Origin of the sequence: Peristeroidobacter agariperforans (assembly GCF_004138335.1) — a bacterium.
GTDB classification, from domain to species: domain Bacteria; phylum Pseudomonadota; class Gammaproteobacteria; order Steroidobacterales; family Steroidobacteraceae; genus Steroidobacter; species Steroidobacter agariperforans.
In genome coordinates this window covers 1,646,605-1,665,819 of record NZ_RYFW01000002.1, presented here as the reverse complement: position 1 = coordinate 1,665,819, position 19,215 = coordinate 1,646,605, and the positions used below count along the sequence as shown (strand labels likewise).

Here is a 19,215-nt window from a genome sequence, read left to right as displayed (position 1 = left end):
CCTCAGCCGTGCCTAAGGAATTCCTGAGGATTGGCACAAGGATTTCTCAGGGCTTTATTGAGGGATCCCTGAGGACGAAACGGCAGCCGTATACTCAGCACATGGCAGCTGAACGGCTTTCATCGGTGGTTAACGACGCATCCTTTCGAGTTGGCGCGTGGCGGGTCGAGCCGGCGCTGGATCAGATTTCGCGTGACGGGGAAGTCGTCCGACTCGAGCCCCGCACCATGCGGTTGCTGGTGCGCCTGGCCGAGACCCCTGGGCAGGTGGTGAGTTCGCGAGAATTGCTCGACACGGTCTGGGCAGGCGTGGTCGTCGGTTCCGCCTCCGTCTACCAGGCGATCTCGCAGTTGCGAAAGTTGCTCGGCGACACGGATCCCGAACCGACGTTCATCGCGACCGTTCCTCGAAAAGGCTATCGGCTGATCGCTCCGGTCGAACGCGTCGCCAGCGTTGCAGCCGAGCCACAAGCCCCCTCGGTCCAGCCGATCTCCGATCTGAAAGACCGTCGGCCCACCTATCTGCGCTGGGCGATTGCCGTCCTGCTGGTCGTTATGCTCGGCAGCGGCGCCATGCTGGTGTTTCGCGATTCCAGACCGCCGCAGTCGGTCGGAATATCCACCCCCGCGGCCGCGCTCGATAACCGTGCGATTGTCGTGGCGCCTTTTGCGCCGGCGACGCAGGACTCCGCGACCCAGGCGCTCGCGCCCATCGTCACGGACCTGCTGCGCACCCGGCTGTCGGCGCTACAAAACCTGGTGGTCATCGCGAGCGGCTCGGTAGTGAACGCGATGCAGTCAGAACAAAACCTCGATGCCGTCGCTCGCAGGGTGCATGCGCGCTATTTGCTCCGAGGCGAGGTGTCGCGCGCGCCGGACCAGGTACGGATGAACGTCACGCTCTTGGATGTCGAATCCGGCTCGCGGATGTGGTCGAGAACCTTCGAGCAGCCGGTCGAGCAACTCGCTGCAGTCAATGAGGCGGTCGTCGAACAGACGGCGAAGTCACTGCAGATTGCGTTCGGCAAGGCCCGCAGCACTGCCATGGATGTTCCGACGGACCTGTCGACGTATGAGCTGTACCTGCGCGGGCAACAGCTCATGTCGACGTTTCGAGCTGCTGATGCCGACCAGGCAGCCGTCATCTTCTCGCGCGTCACCACACTGGACCCGTCCTTTGCTCGTGGCTACTTCGCATATGGCCAGGCGCTGCTGCTCGCTGCGGATCTCGGCGCAAGGAGAATGACGGAGCAGCTTACCCAGCAGGCGGGCCAGGCGTTCGACCGCGCGATCGAGCTGAACCCTGCGCTCGGTCCCGTTTGGGCACAGCGCGCGCGACTCACGCCAGATCCGATCCGAGCGGAGGAAATGTATCGACGCGCCGTTCAGCTCGCGCCGAGCTACGACGAAAACTACATTCGTTACTCGGATTTTTTGTTCAGCCAGGGCCGACGCGGCGAGGCCCTCGAACTCATCGATCGCGCCCGGCGTATCGATCCACTTTCGGCGACGTTGTGTTGGCGCAAGGCGCAACTGGTGCTCGCGACTCGAAGCGATGTCCCAGCGATGGAGCAACTGCTGCACGAGGCCCTGGAGATCCAACCTGATTTTCCGACCGCGCTGCGCGATCTGGCGAATGCCGAATATATCTGGCACGGCGATTTTGCGGACGCCATCCGACTGATGGAGCGAGCCAAGACAGTCGATGCAGACTCACATTGGGCCGATGCGCTCATCGCGGAGCTGTATCTGGAAGTGGGCGACCTCGCGGCCGCGTCGGCATTGATGCGCGAAGCCCGCCCGCCCACGAAGCTGGGTGCGAAAGATACGTGGCTTTCCATACCGATATATCAGCGCGACAGGGAACGCGCGGCGGAAATGGCTCGCAGCGTCGTGCGTGAGTGGTTACCGCCAGCATCTGCCTCCAGCCTTCTCAACGACGAGTTACGGGTGCACGCGGTCCATCAGGAATTGGTGGGTTGGTATTGGCCCACTGCCAACGCGCTTCGGGACGAGGCGATTCAGACGCGCAACTTCGCCCCTGCCCTCGATCTCATCGAGCGCATGACCCTGCAGTTTTCAGGTTCTTCGCTGATGCGCAATCGCGGCCTGGTGCTCACCTATGCCCATGTTCTGATATTGGCCGGCGAGACGCGTCGCGGGCGTGACATTCTGACGTCGCTGCTCGAACATCTGGACGCGGAGCAGATCGGACGCCCCCCGCACATGTTCGCGTGGGAACGTGCCGCAGCCTTCGCGATGCTCGGCGAGAATGAACGAGCTCTAACCGAGCTCGCCGCCAGTCAGAAGATGGGCCGATATGCCGGCTGGTGGTACACCGCCGAGCTCGACCCCATCTATTCTGAAATCCGCACCGACCCGCGCTTCCAAGCACTCGCTGCGCAGGCCCGCGCACATCGCGACCAGCAGCGCGCGCTGCTCGATAAGATGCGAAGTAGCGGCGAAGTGCCGAAACGAAGCTGAGTCGCATAGGCCACGAACCAAAGTGAGCCTGCGGGTTCGCCGAAGGACAGGCCCTATAGCAGAAGCTGCTCGGCACACTGGACGCCCTTGGTACCTCCCAGGAGCTCCGGATGACGATCGCGGACGAACATTCAAACACACTCGTGAAATGTTTCATCCACCTTGGTTTGATGTTTGGCTGCATCGTCTCCTCTTCGCATACTGCTGTCGCAGCGCCGGCGAAGGCGCCACCCGGGGACGAGCGTCCTGGGTCCGAACAGCGGCTGTGCACTCGTGTTCTCGAAAGTCAGATGTTCGCTCGCACTGAGCTGCTGTTCGGCTTGTCCCGAACCGGGGCGCCGGATGTCACCGAGCTGGAGTTCAAGCAGTTCATCGATAGCAAGGTGACGCCGCGATTCCCAGAGGGTCTGACGCTGCTTAGTGGCAATGGCCAGTTCAAGGATGCCGCCGGCAACATCGTCAAAGAAGGCTCCAAGCTACTCATCCTGCTCTATCCCTTCAGCATCCCCAGCAGCAAGCTGGTGGATGAGATCCGTCATGACTACAAAGAGCGGTTCCGGCAGGAATCCGTCTTGCGCATCGACGATGTGTCGTGCGTGTCCTTTTAGGGAAAAAGTCGAAGAAGCGCTGTCGACCGCGGACTGTCTCTAGTTTCGTCGATACCGCAACCTCACTTCTTCTTCCCCGCCTTCTTCTTTCCCGCCTTCTTCTTTCGCGACCCCGTTTTCTTTTGGGACGTCGCCTTGTTCCGCGCCGCCCTCTTCTTCCCCGACTTCGGCCACCCCTTCTGCATCTGATCGTACGACTCTTTGCTCACCGACGAGCGCGACTTCGGCCGGCTCTTCCCCGCGCGCTTGCGGCGATTGATGTTTGCCACCAGCGAATTCTTGCGCTTGCTTGTCATGGAACCCTCCGACGCCGTGAGCACGCCTCGGTAACGGCCGCGAACTTGAGTTGGTTCGCCTGTCGGTACAAATCGCGTATCCCTCATCCGCGGGTGCGCCGGCGTCGTGCGGTGGTGTAACCTGCGAGTCCAAATTGACGTCCGCGAGTGCTTCCATGAGCGAGTCCAATCTGCAGCTTCGATCCCTGATCACCGCCGGCGGCGAGTTGCAGCTGTCGTTGCGTCAGGCGAAGATTCCCGAGCCGGCAGCGGACGAAGTCGTCATTCGCGTGTTGGCGTCGCCGATCAATCCTTCCGATCTCGGCCTGCTGCTCGGCCCGGCTGACATGTCCACGGCCAAAGCCGGCGGCACCACTGACAGCCCAACGCTGACAGCGAAGATTGCACCCGAACTCATGACCGGCGTGGCGCCTCGCATCGATCAATCCATGGTCGTTGGCAATGAAGGCGCCGGTGTCGTCGTCAAAGCTGGCGCCGATGCTCAGAAGCTCGTTGGCAAAACCGTCGCCGCGCTCGGTGGCGGCATGTACGCGCAGTATCGGGTCGTGAAAGCTGCGGCGTGTCTCCCACTACCCGAAGGAACGACGCCCGCCGAAGGCGCATCCTGCTTCGTCAATCCGCTCACCGCGCTCAGCATGGTCGAAACCATGCGCCGGGAAAATCACACTGCGCTCGTTCACACCGCCGCCGCATCCAATCTCGGGCAGATGCTCAACAAGATCTGCCTGAAGGACGGCGTCCCGCTCGTCAATATCGTGCGCAGCGCCGAGCAGGCCGAAACACTCCGCAAGCTCGGCGCGAAGTACATTTGTGACAGCACCTCGCCGAAGTTCATGGAAGAACTCACGGACGCCGTCGCAGCGACCGGAGCCACGCTCGCGTTCGACGCCATCAGTGGCGGCAAGCTCGCCAATCAGATTCTGATTGCCATGGAAGCCGCCATCAATCGCAAGATCACGACCTACAACCGTTACGGCTCGCCCGTGCACAAGCAGGTGTACACCTATGGCGTGCTCGACACTCGCCCGATCGAAATCGATCGCAGCAACGTCGGCATGGCGTGGGGTGTTGGCGGCTGGCTGCTCACCTTCTTCTTGGAGAAGATCGGTCCGCAGGCCACGCAGAAGCTGCGCGAGCGCATCGTGGCCGAGCTGAAGACCACGTTCGCGAGTCATTACACCGCGGAGATCTCATTGATCGAGGCTCTGCAACCCGAAGTGATCCAGGCTTACAACCGGCGGGCGACCGGTGAGAAGTACCTGATCAATCCGCACAAAGGTTCCTGATAGTCCACCGATGAATTCTGGTTTCCGCCCCTCGGCGCACGCCGAAAGCGCCTGCGTGCGCTTCGAAGAAATTCCCACGCAACATGGACCTCGCCTGGGCTTCGCCCAGCTCAACGCCGAGAAGGCGTTGAATGCGCTGGCGCACGACATGATCAGGCTGCTCGATGCTCAGCTGCGACGCTGGGCCGCGGATCCGGACATCGCGTGCGTGATCCTGCACGGCGCCGGCGAGAAAGCGTTCTGCGCTGGCGGCGACATTCGCAGCCTCTACCAACTGCTGAAGGAACACCCGAACACAGCGCCCAACCCCGTGGCGCTGACCTACTTCGCCGACGAATATCGGTTGGATTATTCGATCTACCGCTTTCCGAAACCGTTGCTCGTCTGGGGCAGCGGCATCGTGCTCGGCGGCGGGCTCGGCTTGATGGCCGGCGCGAGTCATCGCGTCGTCACCGAAACCTCTCGCATCGGCATGCCGGAGGTGACGATCGGATTGTTCCCCGATGTGGGCGCGAGCTGGTTTCTACAGCGCATGCCCATTCGCACCGGACTGTTCATGGCGCTCACCGGCGTGCAGATCAACGGTCGCGACGCAGTTGTGGGCGGCCTCGCCGATTATTTCTTGCGATCCACCGACAGGGACACCTTGTTCGCGCGCATGCCGAGGGCGATGTGGACGACCGATCCGAGCGAAAATCGGGAGGTGCTCTCTGCCCTGCTCCGCGAGTTTGCGAGTCAGGCGACGGGAGTCATGCCGGCGTCCAACTTCAAAGCCTATGAGCAAGAGATCCAAGCATTCTGCCGCGGCGAGTCCGTCGAGGAGATGGTGTCTCGGATCGTTCGATATGACGGCGATGAGGATTGGCTGAGACGCGCGGCGGCCACACTGGCCGCAGGATCGCCGACCTCAGCCGCGTTGGGTTTCGAACTGCAGCGACGCACGCGCGGACTAGACCTCGCCGACGCATTCCGGCTCGAGCTCATCGTTACACTTCAATGCTGTGCTCGGCCAGACCTCGCGGAAGGCATACGCGCGCTGCTGATCGACAAGGACCGTAAGCCGAAGTGGCAACCGCGCACGATGGAAGAGATCACGCCGCAATGGATCGACGGGCACTTCGCTGCGCCCGTCTGGCCCTACGGCCGGCATCCACTCGCCGATCTCTAGCGGCGTTACTTCTTCGGCGTTGGCGGAATATTCAAACCGGTCTCGACCGCTGGCCGCGACAGGAATGCGTGCAGCACCCGCTGCACGTTGAGGAAGGTCTTGAAGCCCACCAGCTCGCCCGCCTCGTAATAGCCGACCAGGTTGCGCACCCATGGGAAGATCGCGATGTCGGCGATGCTGTATTGATCGCCCATCATCCAACTCTTGCCTTCCAGGTTCTTGTCGAGCACGCCGAGCAGGCGTTTGGATTCGTTGATGTAACGATCGCGCGGCCGCTTGTCTTCGATCTCCTTGCCGGCGAATTTATGGAAGAAGCCGACCTGGCCGAACATCGGCCCGATACCGCCCATCTGGAACATCAGCCACTGGATGGTCTGGTAGCGCAGGATCGGATCCTGCGGGATCAGCTTGCCAGTCTTGTCGGCCAGATAGATCAGAATGGCGCCCGACTCGAACAATGCCAGCGGCTTGCCGCCCGGGCCGTTCGGATCGATGATCGCCGGGATCTTGTTGTTCGGGTTCAGCGACAGGAATTCCGGGGTCAGCTGATCGTTGGTGTCGAAGCTGACCCGATGCACCTCATACGGCAGCCCGATTTCTTCCAGCGCGATGGAAATCTTCACGCCGTTCGGCGTCGGCAACGAATATAGCTGCAGCCGGTCGGGATGTCGGGGCGGCCACTTCCTGGTGACGGGGAACGCTGAAAAATCTGGCATGACGGTGTCCTCTCTAGTGCCGTCATTGTCGCACTATCCGGGCGCTGCGCGAGACCGCGACGCCGGAATAAGTGTCATGTCAGATTTTCCGTGGTGATCGGGAACCGATCTGCAAGCGACCGTCTGGACGGATTGTGGCGTCCAAGGCGTTGTAATCCACGTAGGTGGGATGAGGAGTGTCCATGGGGTGCTGATGTGTAGCGGTGATTACCACCACCGGCGCTCCCGCTGCTTCTCCGGCACGAATTCCGGCAGCTGCATCTTCGAACACCACGCAATCATCGGCGGTCCCCCCGAGCTGTCGCGCGGCGAGTTGATAGCACGCCGGATCTGGCTTGCCTCTGGGAATATCCTCCGCGGTGATGAAGACGGAGGGCGGCTTCAATCCCGCCGCTGCGAGCCGCCGAACCGCGAGCGCTCGTGGCGCTGAGGTAACGATGGCCCAGCGATTTTCAGGCAACTTCGAGACGAACTCGCGCGCGCCTGGAATCGCGCGCACGCCTTCGACATCCTCGATCTCCGCGAGCGTAATTGCATTCGCCTCGGCGACGGGATCGATACCGGGAATATTCAGCTGACGCACCGAGTCGACGGCGCGTTGGCCGTGAATGCCGTGCAGGAACGTGCGGGCGTCGATGCCGAATTGCGCGGCCCAGCGGGTCCAGACTCTTTCCGCCGCCTCAATGGAGCTGAGCAGCGTGCCATCCATGTCGAACAAGATCGCCGCAAACGAGCGGCCATCGAACAAAGCATCGAATTGAGTCATTCCAGCGCGGGTCTCCAGCATCACGGTGTACGTTAGCACACCGTGTCGGCTGGACGCCCGGGCTTGCCCGGTCACGGGCAAGTCCGTTGTGTCAGACTATCCGTCCAAATCTGCTCGGGCGAACCCATGATCATCCACCTCGTCGACGGCACCTACGAGCTGTTCCGCCATTTCTATGGCCTGCGCCGCTTCAACAAGGGGCAGGACAAGCCGCTCGGCGCGGCCAACGGCGTGTTGCACACGGTGCTGGAGCTGATCGAACAAGGCGCGACTCACATCGGCGTCGCGACCGATCACGTCATCGAGTCGTTTCGCAACCAACTGTGGGCGGGCTACAAAACCGGCGAAGGCATCGAGCCGGCGCTGTGGGCCCAATTTCATCCGCTCGAGCGCGCGCTCGTAGCTATGGGTGTCGCGACCTGGCCAATGGTCGAGCTGGAAGCGGATGATGCCTTGGCTTCCGCCGCCCACCTCGCCGCCCTGGATCCTCGCGTCGAGAAGATTTGTATCTGGACGCCGGACAAGGATCTCGCCCAATGCGTGCAAGAAGATCGCATCGTGCAGATGGATCGCAAAGGCAAGGCGATCCGCAACGCCAAGGACGTGCAGGACAAGTTCGGTGTGCCGCCCGCGTTGATCCCGGATTTTCTGGCGCTGGTGGGCGATACCGCCGACGGTTATCCCGGACTCGAAGGCATCGGCAAAGTGGGCGCCGCGCGTCTCGTGAACAAATATGGGCCAATCGAGAAATTCCCCGCTGACGTGCTCGGCGCGGGGCGCTGGGAAGAAGCATTATTGTTCAAGCGTCTCGCAACGCTGCGAACGGACGCACCGCTGTTCGACAACGTCGACGCGATCAAGTGGCGCGGCCCAAAGGAAGAGTTCGTTGCCTATGCCGAACAATCCGGCGATGCGCGATTACTCGAACGCTGCCGGAAAGCGGCAGCAAAGATCATCGCTTGAAACTATCGCTTGGTGACGTACTGCCGGGCGTCCTTGACCGCCGTTCGCGGCGAATCCGGCGCCGCGAGCTCAAGCAGCTGTGAGTAGAACGCACGCGCCCTTGCGGTATCGCCGCTGGCGCGCGCCGCCGTGGCCGCGCCAAGCAGACTGTTGAAACGTCGCGGGTACAACTGCAGCGATTTTTGATAGGCCGCGAGTGCTTCGGTCGGTTTCTTTTGTTCGCTGTACAGGTCACCCAGCAGTTCGTACGCAGGCACGGTCGGCCCGGGCGTCACGGCATGTTTCGGGGTCGCGACTTCCAGCTCGGCCGCCTGCCGCATGATCTCGATGCTCTTCGCCTCCTGTCCTCGAGCATGCGCCGACCACGCAGCCAGTTCGAGCTGGAGCACGTTGATATTACGAGCGAACAAATCCTCACCGGCCTTGCGTGCGACGCCTTCCAGCTCATCGAGCCGCGTCAGTGCGAGTTGCACCTCTTCGTTCTTGCCGAGATGAGCCGCACCGAGACCCCGGCCGAATCTCGCCGTCGCTTCGGCCCACATGAAACGATCCCAATCGAGATACGTCGGCATGCGTGGCTCGATCTGCAACGCTGCAGTCCAATCGCGCCGTTCCAGCGCGTAGCGAGTTTGTGTGGAAGCGAGATGAAATGCCGTCTTGAATGTCGGCTCCATTCGCGGCGTGCTCTGCAATCGGTGCAGCTGCGTTGCTGCTTCGCTGTCCGCGCCCTGCTGCAGATACGCGTAGACCATATACTCGATGGCGTGAGCGAACTCGTCCCAAACCAGCTCGCCCTGTTCGCCCGCTGGATGTGACAACGCGGCATCGGCGGCACGCAGGTTGCCTTTGATCACGCCGTCCCAATCGCCCAGGCGCGTATAGATGTGCGTCGGCATGTGCAGCGCATGTGGATTGTCGGGCGCGATCGAATCGTACTTTCTGGTGATTTCCAAGAGCTCCCGCTCTCGCCCGGGCACATCGTTGGCGTGCACGAGATAGTGCATCACCCCCGGATGGTCCGGCTGCTTCCGATACACCTCGAGCAGAATCGCCGCCGACTCGTCGGCATGTTCTCGAAGGTTGCCGCCGGCGGGCGTCGTCGCCAGATGGGACAACGCGTAGAAGGCTGCCGCTTCGTCGTCGCCGGGCAATGTTTCGTAGGCCTGGCGCGAAGCTTGTTCCCAACGGCGTATTCGCGCCCAGTAATCAGTCGATTCGGGTTGTGTGTAGAACGCTTCCGCTGCGTTGATGAATTGCAGCTCACGCGGGCTCGATTGCAGCGCCTTGGCCTTCTGCACCTCGTCCCATCCCCGAGACAGCGCGGCGGCGTTCGGACGCGTCGGCCACAATGGCTGAAACAACGTCATCGCCACGCCCCAGTGAGCCATGGCGCAGCCCGGCTCGGCCTGGGTGATTTGTTCGAAGGCCTGGCGCGCCTGCGGGTAAGTCATGTGATGGAGCAGCGTAATGGCGCCATTGAACTGCTGCTGCGCCGGCGCCGAGCAGGACACCGGGAAGTTGACCTTGCCCAACGAGGCATGATCATGCTCGGCGGCGCTCGCCACGGCTGCCAGCCACGCCATCGGTAACAACGCTTTTCGCATGTCCGGCCGCATCGCCATGCTCGCCCCCGTCGTTGTATTTGGGGGCTAGCCTGGGCGCTCCGCGCGCCGGATGCAATGGTCAAATGGGTCGGCGAGCCTCAGAAACCCACTTGGTAGAGCACGCGAAAGGTGCGGCCGATTCCCTTGAAATAGCGCACGTCGAGCGGACTGGTCTGCGAGTAGTAGGTGAAATAGTCCTCATTCGTCAGATTCTGGACCGCCGCGGTAAAGGTGCCGCCGAGGGCCGCAAGATCTGCGCTCAGGTCGACGGTCGTATAGCCGTCGAACTCATTGATCGTGACCCCGGCGCGATTCTCAAAGTCACGGTCCAACAGATGATTCACCTGCAACCGCGACGTGATGGACGGCGTCAAGGCGCGATCCCAGCTCACGTTCACGCGATCGGGCGCGATGTTGGCGCCGCCGAGATCCGAATCGACGCGGCCGTCGGCGTTGGAGTCATAGCGACCGTCGGTCTGCGCATAGCGCACACCGAACGTGTCGGCGTCCGTCGCACGCCACGAGGTGCGGAACTCGAAACCGTCGATCTCCGTCTTCTCGCGCTGGACCGTGTAGATGCCGTCGTTGCCCCGTTGCAGGCGCTGGCCCAGATCGGAGTTGGAGCGGAAGTATGCGACCTGTGCGTCCAATGCCGAGCTTTTGAATTCGAGGCCGACTTCGGCATTGCGGGTCAGCACCGGCTTCAGATCGAGAAAGCTCTCGACACTCTGATTGGGAATATTGATGCCTCGAAGCACGCGGCCCACATCAGGCATGGAGAACGCTTCAGCGCGATTGGCAAACACACGCCATGCATCGGTCAATCGATAGGTGGCGCCGATGTTGTACAGGGTCTCCGAGAAATCCGGCTCGCCGCCACGGACGAAACGACTGCCTGCAGAGGCCAGGGTCGTGAAGTCATCGACCTCGAGCTTCGCTTTCTCATAACGCACGCCGCCGGTCACCGTGAGTCGATCGATGCCCGTGTAATCGACTTGCAGGAATGGCGCGTAATTCTCGTAGCGCGACTTCGGCACCCAGCTGCGACCGGTCAGGATCAGCTCCTGCCAGGTCTCATCGATCAGCACGTCGAAGCCGTACACCAGCGTGATCGGCACTCCTGCAACATCTCGCTTCGACAAGGTCACCTTGAGGCCCTGCTTCTCCGAGTTGTTCTGCGACTGATCGATCAGGTTCGGACCGTAAGCGGGATCCTGGAACGTTTCGAGCGGCGTGGCCTCGGCTCCGTAGGTTGCTTCCAGGTCCTGGCTGAACAGCTGGGCTTTGAGGTTCTGGCCGAGGAACACCTCGTTGGTGTAAGTCAGCGCGAGATTCGTCACCCTGTTACGAGCGCCCTCGCCCTCGATGTAACCTTTTACTGCCGTGCTCGGCACCCCGTTCGACACACTGCCCGGCACCGAAATCCAGTCGTTGTTGCCCTCGATGTCGTAGCGATTGAACATCAGCTCGACGCGCTGATCGTCCCAGTCGAATCCCGTCTTGAGGAACGCGTTGAGGGTGCGCGAGTCCATCGTGTCGCCCTGCGTGTTGTCGGAGCCGATCACATCGCCATTGGCGTCGTAGGAGATGCCGGATTCGCGATAGCTCAAGCTCGCCAGCACGTCGGCATTGCCGAAGCGATTCGAGAGACTGTAGGTGACGCCGTAATCCGCGCTCTCGCCCACATCCTCGGTTTGGAAGGTGCTGTCGACCCGAACGTTCTGCTCGAACTTCTCCGAGGGCCGCTTGGTGATCAGGTTGATGATGCCGCCCGAGGCGCCCAGACCGTGGATGGCATTCGCACCGTGGAGCACTTCGACCCGCGACAGCACGGCGGAGTCGATGATGTGTCCGTCGCGCCCGCCCTCGCGCAGGGGGCTCGACTGCGGGATGCCATCGATCATGTAGAGCGGCTTGCGACCGCGCAGGCTCTCGCCGGCGTTGGTCATCTTTTGACGGCTCGGCGAAAAGCTCGGGATCAGATTGCCCAGCACGGTCGAGATGTCGTTGTGGATGGCCAGCTGCTGCCCGAGCTCGACCGGGCTGATGACTGTCACGGTGTTGGGAATGGTGCTCAGCGGCCGATCGATGCGGCTCGAGGTCACCATCACCTCTTCCAGCTCCGCGCCGCCGGCGTCCGCCGCGAGCACATTGCCACTGAATGCCGTCACGACCAGTGCGGACACGGCAACGTATTCTTTCCCGACCACAATCGATCTCCCGACAGGTTTGCGCACGAACGGAGGTCGCGACATGCCGGCGGGTGGTCGCTCAGAGGGGTGCGGCGCGAAGCATACGCTCGAGTCGCATCAAATGCGAGCCGTTCGCATTTGATTGACTACTGACTGACCGCCAGTCATTATTTACCCATGACACAGCACGATGTGAGTCAGTGGCCGCTGGTCGTTTCCATCATCGATAGCAATACCTTGCAGGACGACCTGCGCGAAGTCGCCGAGCGCTGGCGCGACTGGCTGAGCTGGAACGAGCCATTCGCGGCCCTGCAGATCTTCAGTGCCTGCGACGAAGGGCTGCTGACGGAACGCGACCGTGTATTGAGCTGGTGGCTCGATGCACAGCGCCGCCAGATCCGACGCAATGTCGTCGCCCTCGCCTCCGTCATCCCCTGCGCTCATTATGAAAAGATGCCGCACATGGGGACGCACGAGTTCTTCGGCATCCCCACGGCGACGTTCGCATCGATCAGCACCGCACTGTGCTGGCTCGAGGCGCGGGCGTTCCGCCCCCACGATCTGGCGTTCAATCGAGCCGCCGTCGAAGCCACGCTTGCCGGTGTCGCGTAGTGACGGCAGCACCGGTTCGAGCGCGGGGCCGCCCCCGAACCAAGCCTGCCGAGCTGCGTCGTGAAGAACTGCTCGACGCCGCTCAACAGCTCTTTCTGGACAAAGGCATCGGTGCGACCAGCATCGATGACATCGCGAGCGCCGCGCACGTCGCCAAGGGCACCTTCTATCTATACTTCCCTTCCAAGGAAGCGCTGCTCCATGCGCTCCAGGAAAGGTTCGTCGCCGGCTTCCTGGAGCGTCTCGAACTCGCCATGGAGAGTTGCGGCCCGGAGCGTTGGCGCCCGAAGCTGCAAGCTTGGGTGAGAACCCTCATCGAGGGCTACCTCGACAATGTCCGGCTGCACGACGTGATCTTCCACGAGACCCAGCCGTACGATCGGCACGCGATGAGCAGCAATTCGGTGATCGATCAGTTGACGACGCTGCTGGACAACGGCGCCCGCGCCGGCGCCTGGCTCGCCGAGGAGCCTCGTTCCACTGCGGTCATGTTCTTTCACGCCCTGCACGGCGGTGTCGATGCTGCCATCGCCGACAGCAAGAAGATCAATCGGGCAAAACTGGTTCATAACATCACAACGTTCATCGAGCGCGCGCTGAGCGCGACTTGAAGGCCATTACCTATGAAACATTCGAGAGTCTGGTGGTTGGCTGTGCTCGGCTGCCTGATCGCGCCGATCACGTTTGCGCAGCAGTTCAGTGTCGCAGTATTCAGCAAGACCGCGGGCTGGCATCACGAGGCCATCAATGAAGGCGTGACCGCGATCCGGCAGCTCGGCAAGCTGCACCACTTCGACGTGTTCTGGACCGAAGATCCGAATCGTCTGTTCAAGGACGAGGAGCTGTCCAAGCACGCCGCCGTCGTGTTCCTGCTCACGACCGGCGACGCATTGAACGATCAGCAGCAAGCCACGTTCGAGCGCTACATCCGCCAGGGTCGTGGCTTCGTCGGCGTGCACAGCGCCGCGGACACCGAATATCAATGGCCCTGGTACACCAAGATGGTCGGGCACATGTTCCGTCGCCATCCCGCCATTCAAACCGCGATGGTGAACGTGGAGAGCCGCGACTTTCCCGGCATGGAGCGCTTCGCACAGCGCTTCCTCGCGACCGAGGAATGGTATGAGTTCGACGCGTCTCGCTCGCCGGCGCTGAAGTATCTGTTGTCGGTGGATGAGTCCACGTATGAGCCGTCCGCGCAACGCAGAACCGAGGCCAAATCGGCGCCGCTGCACCCGATCAGCTGGTATCAACCGTACGACGGTGGACGCGCCTTCTACACAGCGCTAGGACATCTGCCGGCCACCTACTCAGACCCGTTCTTCACGCATCATCTGTACGGCGGCATCTATTGGGCCGCGACCGGCAAAGGCCTCACGAAGCCGCAGCTTTGAGACGAAGGCGCAAGCCCAGCAGCACGAGCGCACCGCTGATCATCACGACGAGCGCGACGTAACTCGCGTGCTGCGACTGTGCGTAAGTGATGCTCGAATAGAGCAGATAGGCGCAGGTCGCGATGAAGAGCAGCGGAAGCACTGGATACAGCGGCACGCGAAACGGTCGAGGGCGCTCCGGATCTCGCCGACGCAGCACCAGCAACGCGATGCCGCTGAGCATGAAGAAGAACCAGAATACCGGCGCGGTGAATTCAACCATCGTGGAGAAACCATCCTTCTCCAGCGCGCCGAACACGATCAGCGCCAGCGCGACCGCGGCCTGAACGATGAAGCCCACGACGGGTGCATGACGCTCGCCCTGCCACTGCCCCATGAAGCGCAGCGCCGACCAGTCCTGCGCCACCGAATAGTTGCTGCGCGCACCGACGATCATGGTCGAATTCATCGAAGTCAACGCCGCGATGGCGACGATCACGCCGAGCAGCTGACCGCCCAACGGCCCCAACGCTCGCTCGATCACATCGATGCCGACGGCTTGACTGGACTTGAGCTGCTCGAAGCCCAGGCCCTGCAGGACGCTGGCGACGAAGATCAGATAGGCGAGCGTGATGATGCCGATCGCAATGACCAGGGCCCGTACAATCGCACGCGGCCCGCCACGAACCTCGGCAGAGACATACGCCGCTTCATTCCAGCCACCGAACGTCAGTAACACGAAGACCATTGCAAGGCCGAACGCGCCCGCTCCCTCCGACGACGCCGCGGCCGCGACAGGCGCCGACGATTCGAGCGTCATCCCCGCCACGGCGACCAACAGCACGCCCGTGATCTCGATCAACGTCAGTGCATTTTGCATTCGCGAGGAGCCGCGCAGCCCGATGAGGTTGATGATCGTCAACAGCACCACCGCCAGCGCCGCGTACATCGCTGAGGAATATTCGCCGAGGCTGAACAGGCGTGTGAGATAGTCCCCGAGAATGAAGCCGAGCAAGGCAATCGAGCCGGTGCAGATCACGGCGCTGCGCGCCCAGGCAAATAGAAAACTCACATTCTTGCCATAGGCGCGCGTGAGAAAGGTGTAGTCGCCGCCGGCGCTCGGATAGGTCGCGGCCAGCTCCGCATACGTGAGCGCACCGATCAATGACAGCACGCCGCCCAGAACCCACGCCCACAACATCAGCGCCGGTGAGCCCGCGATGCCGGCGACCAGAGACGGCGTCTGGAAAATCCCGGCGCCGATCACGATGCCGACCGTGATCATGGTCGCATCGAAGACGCTCAGTGTCGGGGTCGGAACGCCCCGGGCGGTCAGCGGCGCTGCAAATCCCTCTGATGCTCGATCGCCTTCGAGGGACATGCTCATGCGCTAGCTACGCGTACCGACGTAGGTGGCGGTCGCGTCGTTGCGGGTGACCTGCGCCTCGATGCGATTGCCTTTCAGCTCCCCTTTCAGGCGCGTGTGGACATCGCCCTCCGAAAACATCATCTCAACCTGGTTGCCGCGCACCTCGGCATTGGTGATGTCGTCGCTGCCCTTGCCCACCTTGCCGGACAGCTTCTGGAATGTTTGCACCAGATTTACGTCGAAGCTGTCATTGCCGCGCTGCTGCTTGAACGTCCACTTGCCCGAAACATCGGCAGGAACGATCCACAGATAAGCCGAGCCGTCGCTGGACACGGAGCTTTCATCCGGGCGCCAGTCGTCCATGAGGAACGAATGCGACACGACGCGCGTGCCCGGTTTCATTTTCAGTATCGTGGGCCGCAGTTTCAGGTTCAGTTCCGGCAGCAGGTACAGCGTGACCACGTTGGCGGCGCTGAAGTCCGTCTCGAAGATGTCGCCCTGGATGACTTTGACCTTGTCGTCGACCCCTTCGGCGCGGACCAGGCACTGCGCCATTTCGGGGTTGTATTCCACGCCCACGGCTCGAGCGCCGAACTGTTTCGCGGCCGCGATGGCGATTTTGCCGTCGCCGGCGCCCAGGTCGTACACCAGATCGCCCTTACCGACCTGCGCCATCTCGAGCATGCGCGTGACCAGCGGATCGTTGGTCGGCACCCAGACCACGTCCTTGCCGGGCTGGCCGGTGGAAGGCTTGTATGATTTTTCGCAGTCCTCGCGTGAGGTCCCGGCGCCGAGCGCCTGAGCGGCGACGCCGCCGACCAGCAGCAGCCCGAGACTCCAGGCACATTGCAAACGATGACGAGTCGACATCGGCATGTTTGATCCTCCCTCGGACGATCTGAGTCAACGCGGTGCGGCCCAGGAAAGTTCACCGACAAGAGCGTCATCGATTGACTGTCGTGGCGCTCAGGTTGCGCATCGTAGGCTCAGTACTTCGCGCACGCCACGGCAAAACCAGGAACCAGCCTGCGACACGGTCCGTCCTTGTGCCGGCCTCGCCAGCTTTGGCGTCGTCACGGAGTCTGTATGCCCGCGCTCACCGTCAATGGCAAATCCCATTCCCTCGATGTGCCGCCCGACATGCCCCTGCTATGGGCGCTGCGCGACGTCATCGGACTGACGGGGACCAAGTTTGGCTGCGGGATCGCCGCTTGCGGCGCCTGTATGGTGCACGTCGACGGCCAACCCACTCCTTCCTGCGTCACACCGGTTGCGGCCGTCGTCGGCAAAAAGATTGTCACCATCGAGGCGATGGACCAGGATCCGGTCGGTCGCAGAGTGCAGACCGCGTGGCGTGAGGCTGACGTCGTCCAGTGCGGTTATTGCCAGTCCGGGCAAATCATGGCGGCCGCCGCCCTGCTCGCCGCCAAGCCGCGGCCGTCGGACGCCGACATCGATGCGGCGATGGCTGGGAATATTTGCCGATGCGGCACGTACGGACGCATTCGCACCGCCATCAAACGTGCGGCGGAGTCGACATGAACGCAGTCGTCCGCGCGCTCGGCGAACAGAGCACCTCTCGACGACGGTTTCTGCAAGGTGGCGGCGGCCTGCTGCTCGGATTTGCATTGCCCGGCTTCGGTGCGGAACAGTCTCGCAACGAGAAGCCGCCGGAGGCGGCTGTCGGCCACGCCACCCGCGCGATGACACAAGAGTCGTCGGGCCTGGAGCCCAATGCGTTCATTCGCATCGATCGCGCCAGCGCGGTGACTTTGATCATCCACAAAGTGGAAATGGGCCAGGGAACGTTCACCTCCCTGCCCATGCTGCTTGCCGAGGAACTGGAAGTCGATCTGCAGCAGGTGAAGCTGGAACAGGCGCCGGCGGACAACGAACGCTTTGGCGATCCATTGCTGGGCGGTCAGGTCACCGGCGGCAGCACATCGATTCGCGCTAGTTGGAACCCCCTGCGCCAGGCGGGCGCCACCGCGCGAACCATGCTCGTCTCCGCAGCGGCCCAGCGGTGGAAGGTCGACCCCAGCACCTGCACCGCGCGCAATGGTGTGGTGACACACCAAGGCAGCAATCGATCACTGAAGTACGGCGAACTGGTCGACGCGGCGGCCAAACTTCCCGTGCCCAAGGACGTCGCGTTGAAGCAGCCGAAAGATTTCACACTCATCGGCAAGGCGCACCATCGACTCGACTCGCCCGACAAAATCGACGGCAAGGCGCAGTTCGGCATCGATGTGAGATTGCCGAACATGAGTGTCGCGGCCATCGCAATCTCGCCGGTGCCCGGTGGCAAGTTGCAGGCGGTCGAGGACAAGAAAGCGATGGCCGTCAAGGGCGTTCGTCAGGTGATCAAGCTCGACCGCGCGCTCGCTGTGCTCGGAGATCACATGTGGGCCGCCAAGCAAGGACTCGCCGCGCTCTCGCCGAAGTGGAACGAAGGCCCGAACGCCACGCTCACGACGGCAAGCCTGGTGGCTGGCTTGCGTGCCGCTTCAGAGAAACAAGGCGCCGTCGCGCGTAACGACGGCAATACGGAGAAGGCCATTGGCGCGGCGCCTCGCAAGATCGAAGCGATCTACGAAATGCCCTATCTCGCGCACGCCACGATGGAGCCCATGAACTGCACCGTCGATTTGCGCAATGGGCTGTGCGAACTGTGGGTTGGCACCCAAGTGCCCGCGCTTGCTCAAGGCACTGCCGCCAAGTTGACCGGCCTGCCCTTGGATAAAGTGCGCGTCCACAATCATTATCTCGGCGGCGGCTTCGGTCGGCGGCTCGAGACCGACTTCATTGCGCTGGCGGTGGAGATCGCCAAGCAGGCGCGTGGACCGGTGAAGGTCGTTTATTCGCGCGAGGACGACATCCAGCACGATATGTATCGTCCTTACTATCTCGATCGCATGTCCGCGGGCCTCGACGACAAGTACCTGCCCGTGGGCTGGTTTCACCGCATTGTTGGCTCTTCCATCATGGCGCGCTTCGCACCCGCAGCCGTTCAGAATGGCATCGACGCCGACGCCGTCGAGGGCGCGAAAGATCAGCCCTATGCCATTCCCAATGTGCGTGTCGAGTATGTCAGGCACGAGTCGCCGGTACCGACCGCTTTCTGGCGCGGTGTGGGCGCGACGCATAACATCTGGGTCGTCGAAAGTTTCATCGACGAACTGGCCGCGGCCGCCAAGCAGGATCCACTCGCCTACCGGCAGGGCTTGTTGAAAGATCAGCCTCGCATGCGCACCGTGCTCGATCTCGCCGCCAACAAAGCGGGATGGTCCAAACCCCTGCGCGCGATTGAAGGGCGGCGCGTGGGACGCGGCATCTCAGTGCAGTTCGCGTTCGGCAGCTACATGAGTCAGGTCGCTGAGATTTCTGTCGGCGCCGATGGCGAGGTGCAGGTCCATCGCGTGGTGTGCGCGGTCGACTGTGGGCAGATCGTCAACCCCGACACGGTCATTGCGCAGATCGAAAGCGGCGTCGTCTTCGGTCTCGGCGCCGCGCTCTGGAATGAAGTCACCTTCGACAAAGGCCGCGTGCAGCAGAACAACTTCACCGATTATCGCGTGATGCGAATCAACGAAGCGCCCGCCATCGAGGTCTACATGGTCAAGAGCAACGATGCGCCCGGCGGCATTGGCGAGCCCGGCACGTCGGCGATCGCGCCGGCTTTGACCAATGCGATCTTTGCTGCCACTGGGCAGCGGCTACGCAAATTGCCCGTCACGGCGACATCATTGAAAGCGTAGCTTCAGAGGCCCACCACGAGC

Annotated in this window: 17 protein-coding genes; 10 read left to right on the top strand and 7 right to left on the bottom strand. The window is 62.2% G+C overall.

What is annotated here, in order from left to right; translation table 11 throughout:
• The first annotated feature begins 125 nt into the window (after positions 1-125).
• Positions 126-2,483: a winged helix-turn-helix domain-containing protein gene (locus EK373_RS20960; RefSeq protein WP_157994465.1), complete on the top strand. Its 2,358-nt coding sequence runs from the start codon at positions 126-128 to the stop codon at positions 2,481-2,483.
• A gap of 290 nt (positions 2,484-2,773) precedes the next feature.
• The gene (locus EK373_RS20955) at positions 2,774-3,091 is read left to right on the top strand and encodes a DUF3574 domain-containing protein (protein WP_198683485.1); all 318 of its coding nucleotides are present in this window, start codon (positions 2,774-2,776) and stop codon (positions 3,089-3,091) included.
• Positions 3,092-3,153: 62 nt separating this feature from the next.
• On the opposite strand, the gene EK373_RS20950 is transcribed toward EK373_RS20955, so the two are convergent.
• Positions 3,154-3,387, bottom strand: coding sequence for a hypothetical protein (locus tag EK373_RS20950; RefSeq protein ID WP_129645632.1), 234 nt, complete (start codon positions 3,385-3,387; stop codon positions 3,154-3,156).
• A gap of 155 nt (positions 3,388-3,542) precedes the next feature.
• Between EK373_RS20950 and EK373_RS20945 the strand changes: the two genes are divergently transcribed.
• Both EK373_RS20945 and EK373_RS20940 read left to right on the top strand, forming a co-directional pair.
• Positions 3,543-4,673, top strand: a complete 1,131-nt coding sequence (locus EK373_RS20945; protein WP_129645631.1) for a zinc-binding dehydrogenase — start codon at positions 3,543-3,545, stop codon at positions 4,671-4,673.
• 10 nt (positions 4,674-4,683) lie between these two features.
• Positions 4,684-5,841 carry an enoyl-CoA hydratase/isomerase family protein gene (locus tag EK373_RS20940; protein ID WP_129645630.1) on the top strand — a complete coding sequence of 386 codons (1,158 nt, stop codon included), beginning with the start codon at positions 4,684-4,686 and terminating at the stop codon, positions 5,839-5,841.
• Positions 5,842-5,846: 5 nt separating this feature from the next.
• On the opposite strand, the gene EK373_RS20935 is transcribed toward EK373_RS20940, so the two are convergent.
• A complete protein-coding gene (locus EK373_RS20935) occupies positions 5,847-6,557 on the bottom strand; it encodes a glutathione S-transferase N-terminal domain-containing protein (RefSeq protein WP_129645629.1) in 711 nt (236 codons plus the stop codon).
• 79 nt (positions 6,558-6,636) lie between these two features.
• On the bottom strand, positions 6,637-7,323 hold the full coding sequence (locus EK373_RS20930; RefSeq protein ID WP_129645628.1) for an HAD-IA family hydrolase: 687 nt from the start codon (positions 7,321-7,323) through the stop codon (positions 6,637-6,639).
• Positions 7,324-7,449: 126 nt separating this feature from the next.
• Here EK373_RS20930 and EK373_RS20925 point away from each other — a divergent pair, with 126 nt between their 5' ends.
• On the top strand, positions 7,450-8,286 hold the full coding sequence (locus EK373_RS20925; protein ID WP_129645627.1) for a 5'-3' exonuclease: 837 nt from the start codon (positions 7,450-7,452) through the stop codon (positions 8,284-8,286).
• Positions 8,287-8,288: 2 nt separating this feature from the next.
• Here the strand turns inward: EK373_RS20925 and EK373_RS20920 are convergent, their stop codons facing one another.
• Positions 8,289-9,890, bottom strand: a complete 1,602-nt coding sequence (locus EK373_RS20920) for a tetratricopeptide repeat protein (protein WP_198683483.1) — start codon at positions 9,888-9,890, stop codon at positions 8,289-8,291.
• 98 nt (positions 9,891-9,988) lie between these two features.
• Positions 9,989-12,076 (bottom strand): TonB-dependent receptor, encoded by a 2,088-nt coding sequence (locus EK373_RS20915; protein WP_198683482.1) that lies wholly within the window; start codon positions 12,074-12,076, stop codon positions 9,989-9,991.
• Positions 12,077-12,259: 183 nt separating this feature from the next.
• Between EK373_RS20915 and EK373_RS20910 the strand changes: the two genes are divergently transcribed.
• The 3 genes from EK373_RS20910 to EK373_RS20900 are packed head-to-tail and all read left to right on the top strand — an operon-like array spanning position 12,260 to position 14,088.
• A complete protein-coding gene (locus tag EK373_RS20910; RefSeq protein ID WP_129645624.1) occupies positions 12,260-12,694 on the top strand; it encodes a hypothetical protein in 435 nt (144 codons plus the stop codon).
• The gene (locus tag EK373_RS20905) at positions 12,694-13,305 is read left to right on the top strand and encodes a TetR/AcrR family transcriptional regulator (protein WP_129645623.1); all 612 of its coding nucleotides are present in this window, start codon (positions 12,694-12,696) and stop codon (positions 13,303-13,305) included. Before EK373_RS20910 ends, EK373_RS20905 begins: the two co-directional genes overlap by 1 nt.
• Before the next feature lie 12 nt (positions 13,306-13,317).
• Positions 13,318-14,088 (top strand): ThuA domain-containing protein, encoded by a 771-nt coding sequence (locus EK373_RS20900; protein ID WP_129645622.1) that lies wholly within the window; start codon positions 13,318-13,320, stop codon positions 14,086-14,088.
• Here EK373_RS20900 and EK373_RS20895 read toward each other — a convergent pair.
• The gene (locus EK373_RS20895; RefSeq protein ID WP_198683481.1) at positions 14,069-15,454 is read right to left on the bottom strand and encodes an APC family permease; all 1,386 of its coding nucleotides are present in this window, start codon (positions 15,452-15,454) and stop codon (positions 14,069-14,071) included. The two genes, EK373_RS20900 and EK373_RS20895, sit on opposite strands and share 20 nt — an antisense overlap.
• A 3-nt stretch (positions 15,455-15,457) precedes the next feature.
• Positions 15,458-16,312, bottom strand: a complete 855-nt coding sequence (locus EK373_RS20890) for a class I SAM-dependent methyltransferase (RefSeq protein WP_198683480.1) — start codon at positions 16,310-16,312, stop codon at positions 15,458-15,460.
• 210 nt (positions 16,313-16,522) lie between these two features.
• Between EK373_RS20890 and EK373_RS20885 the strand changes: the two genes are divergently transcribed.
• Positions 16,523-16,978 carry a (2Fe-2S)-binding protein gene (locus EK373_RS20885; RefSeq protein ID WP_129645621.1) on the top strand — a complete coding sequence of 152 codons (456 nt, stop codon included), beginning with the start codon at positions 16,523-16,525 and terminating at the stop codon, positions 16,976-16,978.
• Positions 16,975-19,194: a xanthine dehydrogenase family protein molybdopterin-binding subunit gene (locus EK373_RS20880; protein ID WP_129645620.1), complete on the top strand. Its 2,220-nt coding sequence runs from the start codon at positions 16,975-16,977 to the stop codon at positions 19,192-19,194. Before EK373_RS20885 ends, EK373_RS20880 begins: the two co-directional genes overlap by 4 nt.
• Positions 19,195-19,215: the final 21 nt, after the last annotated feature.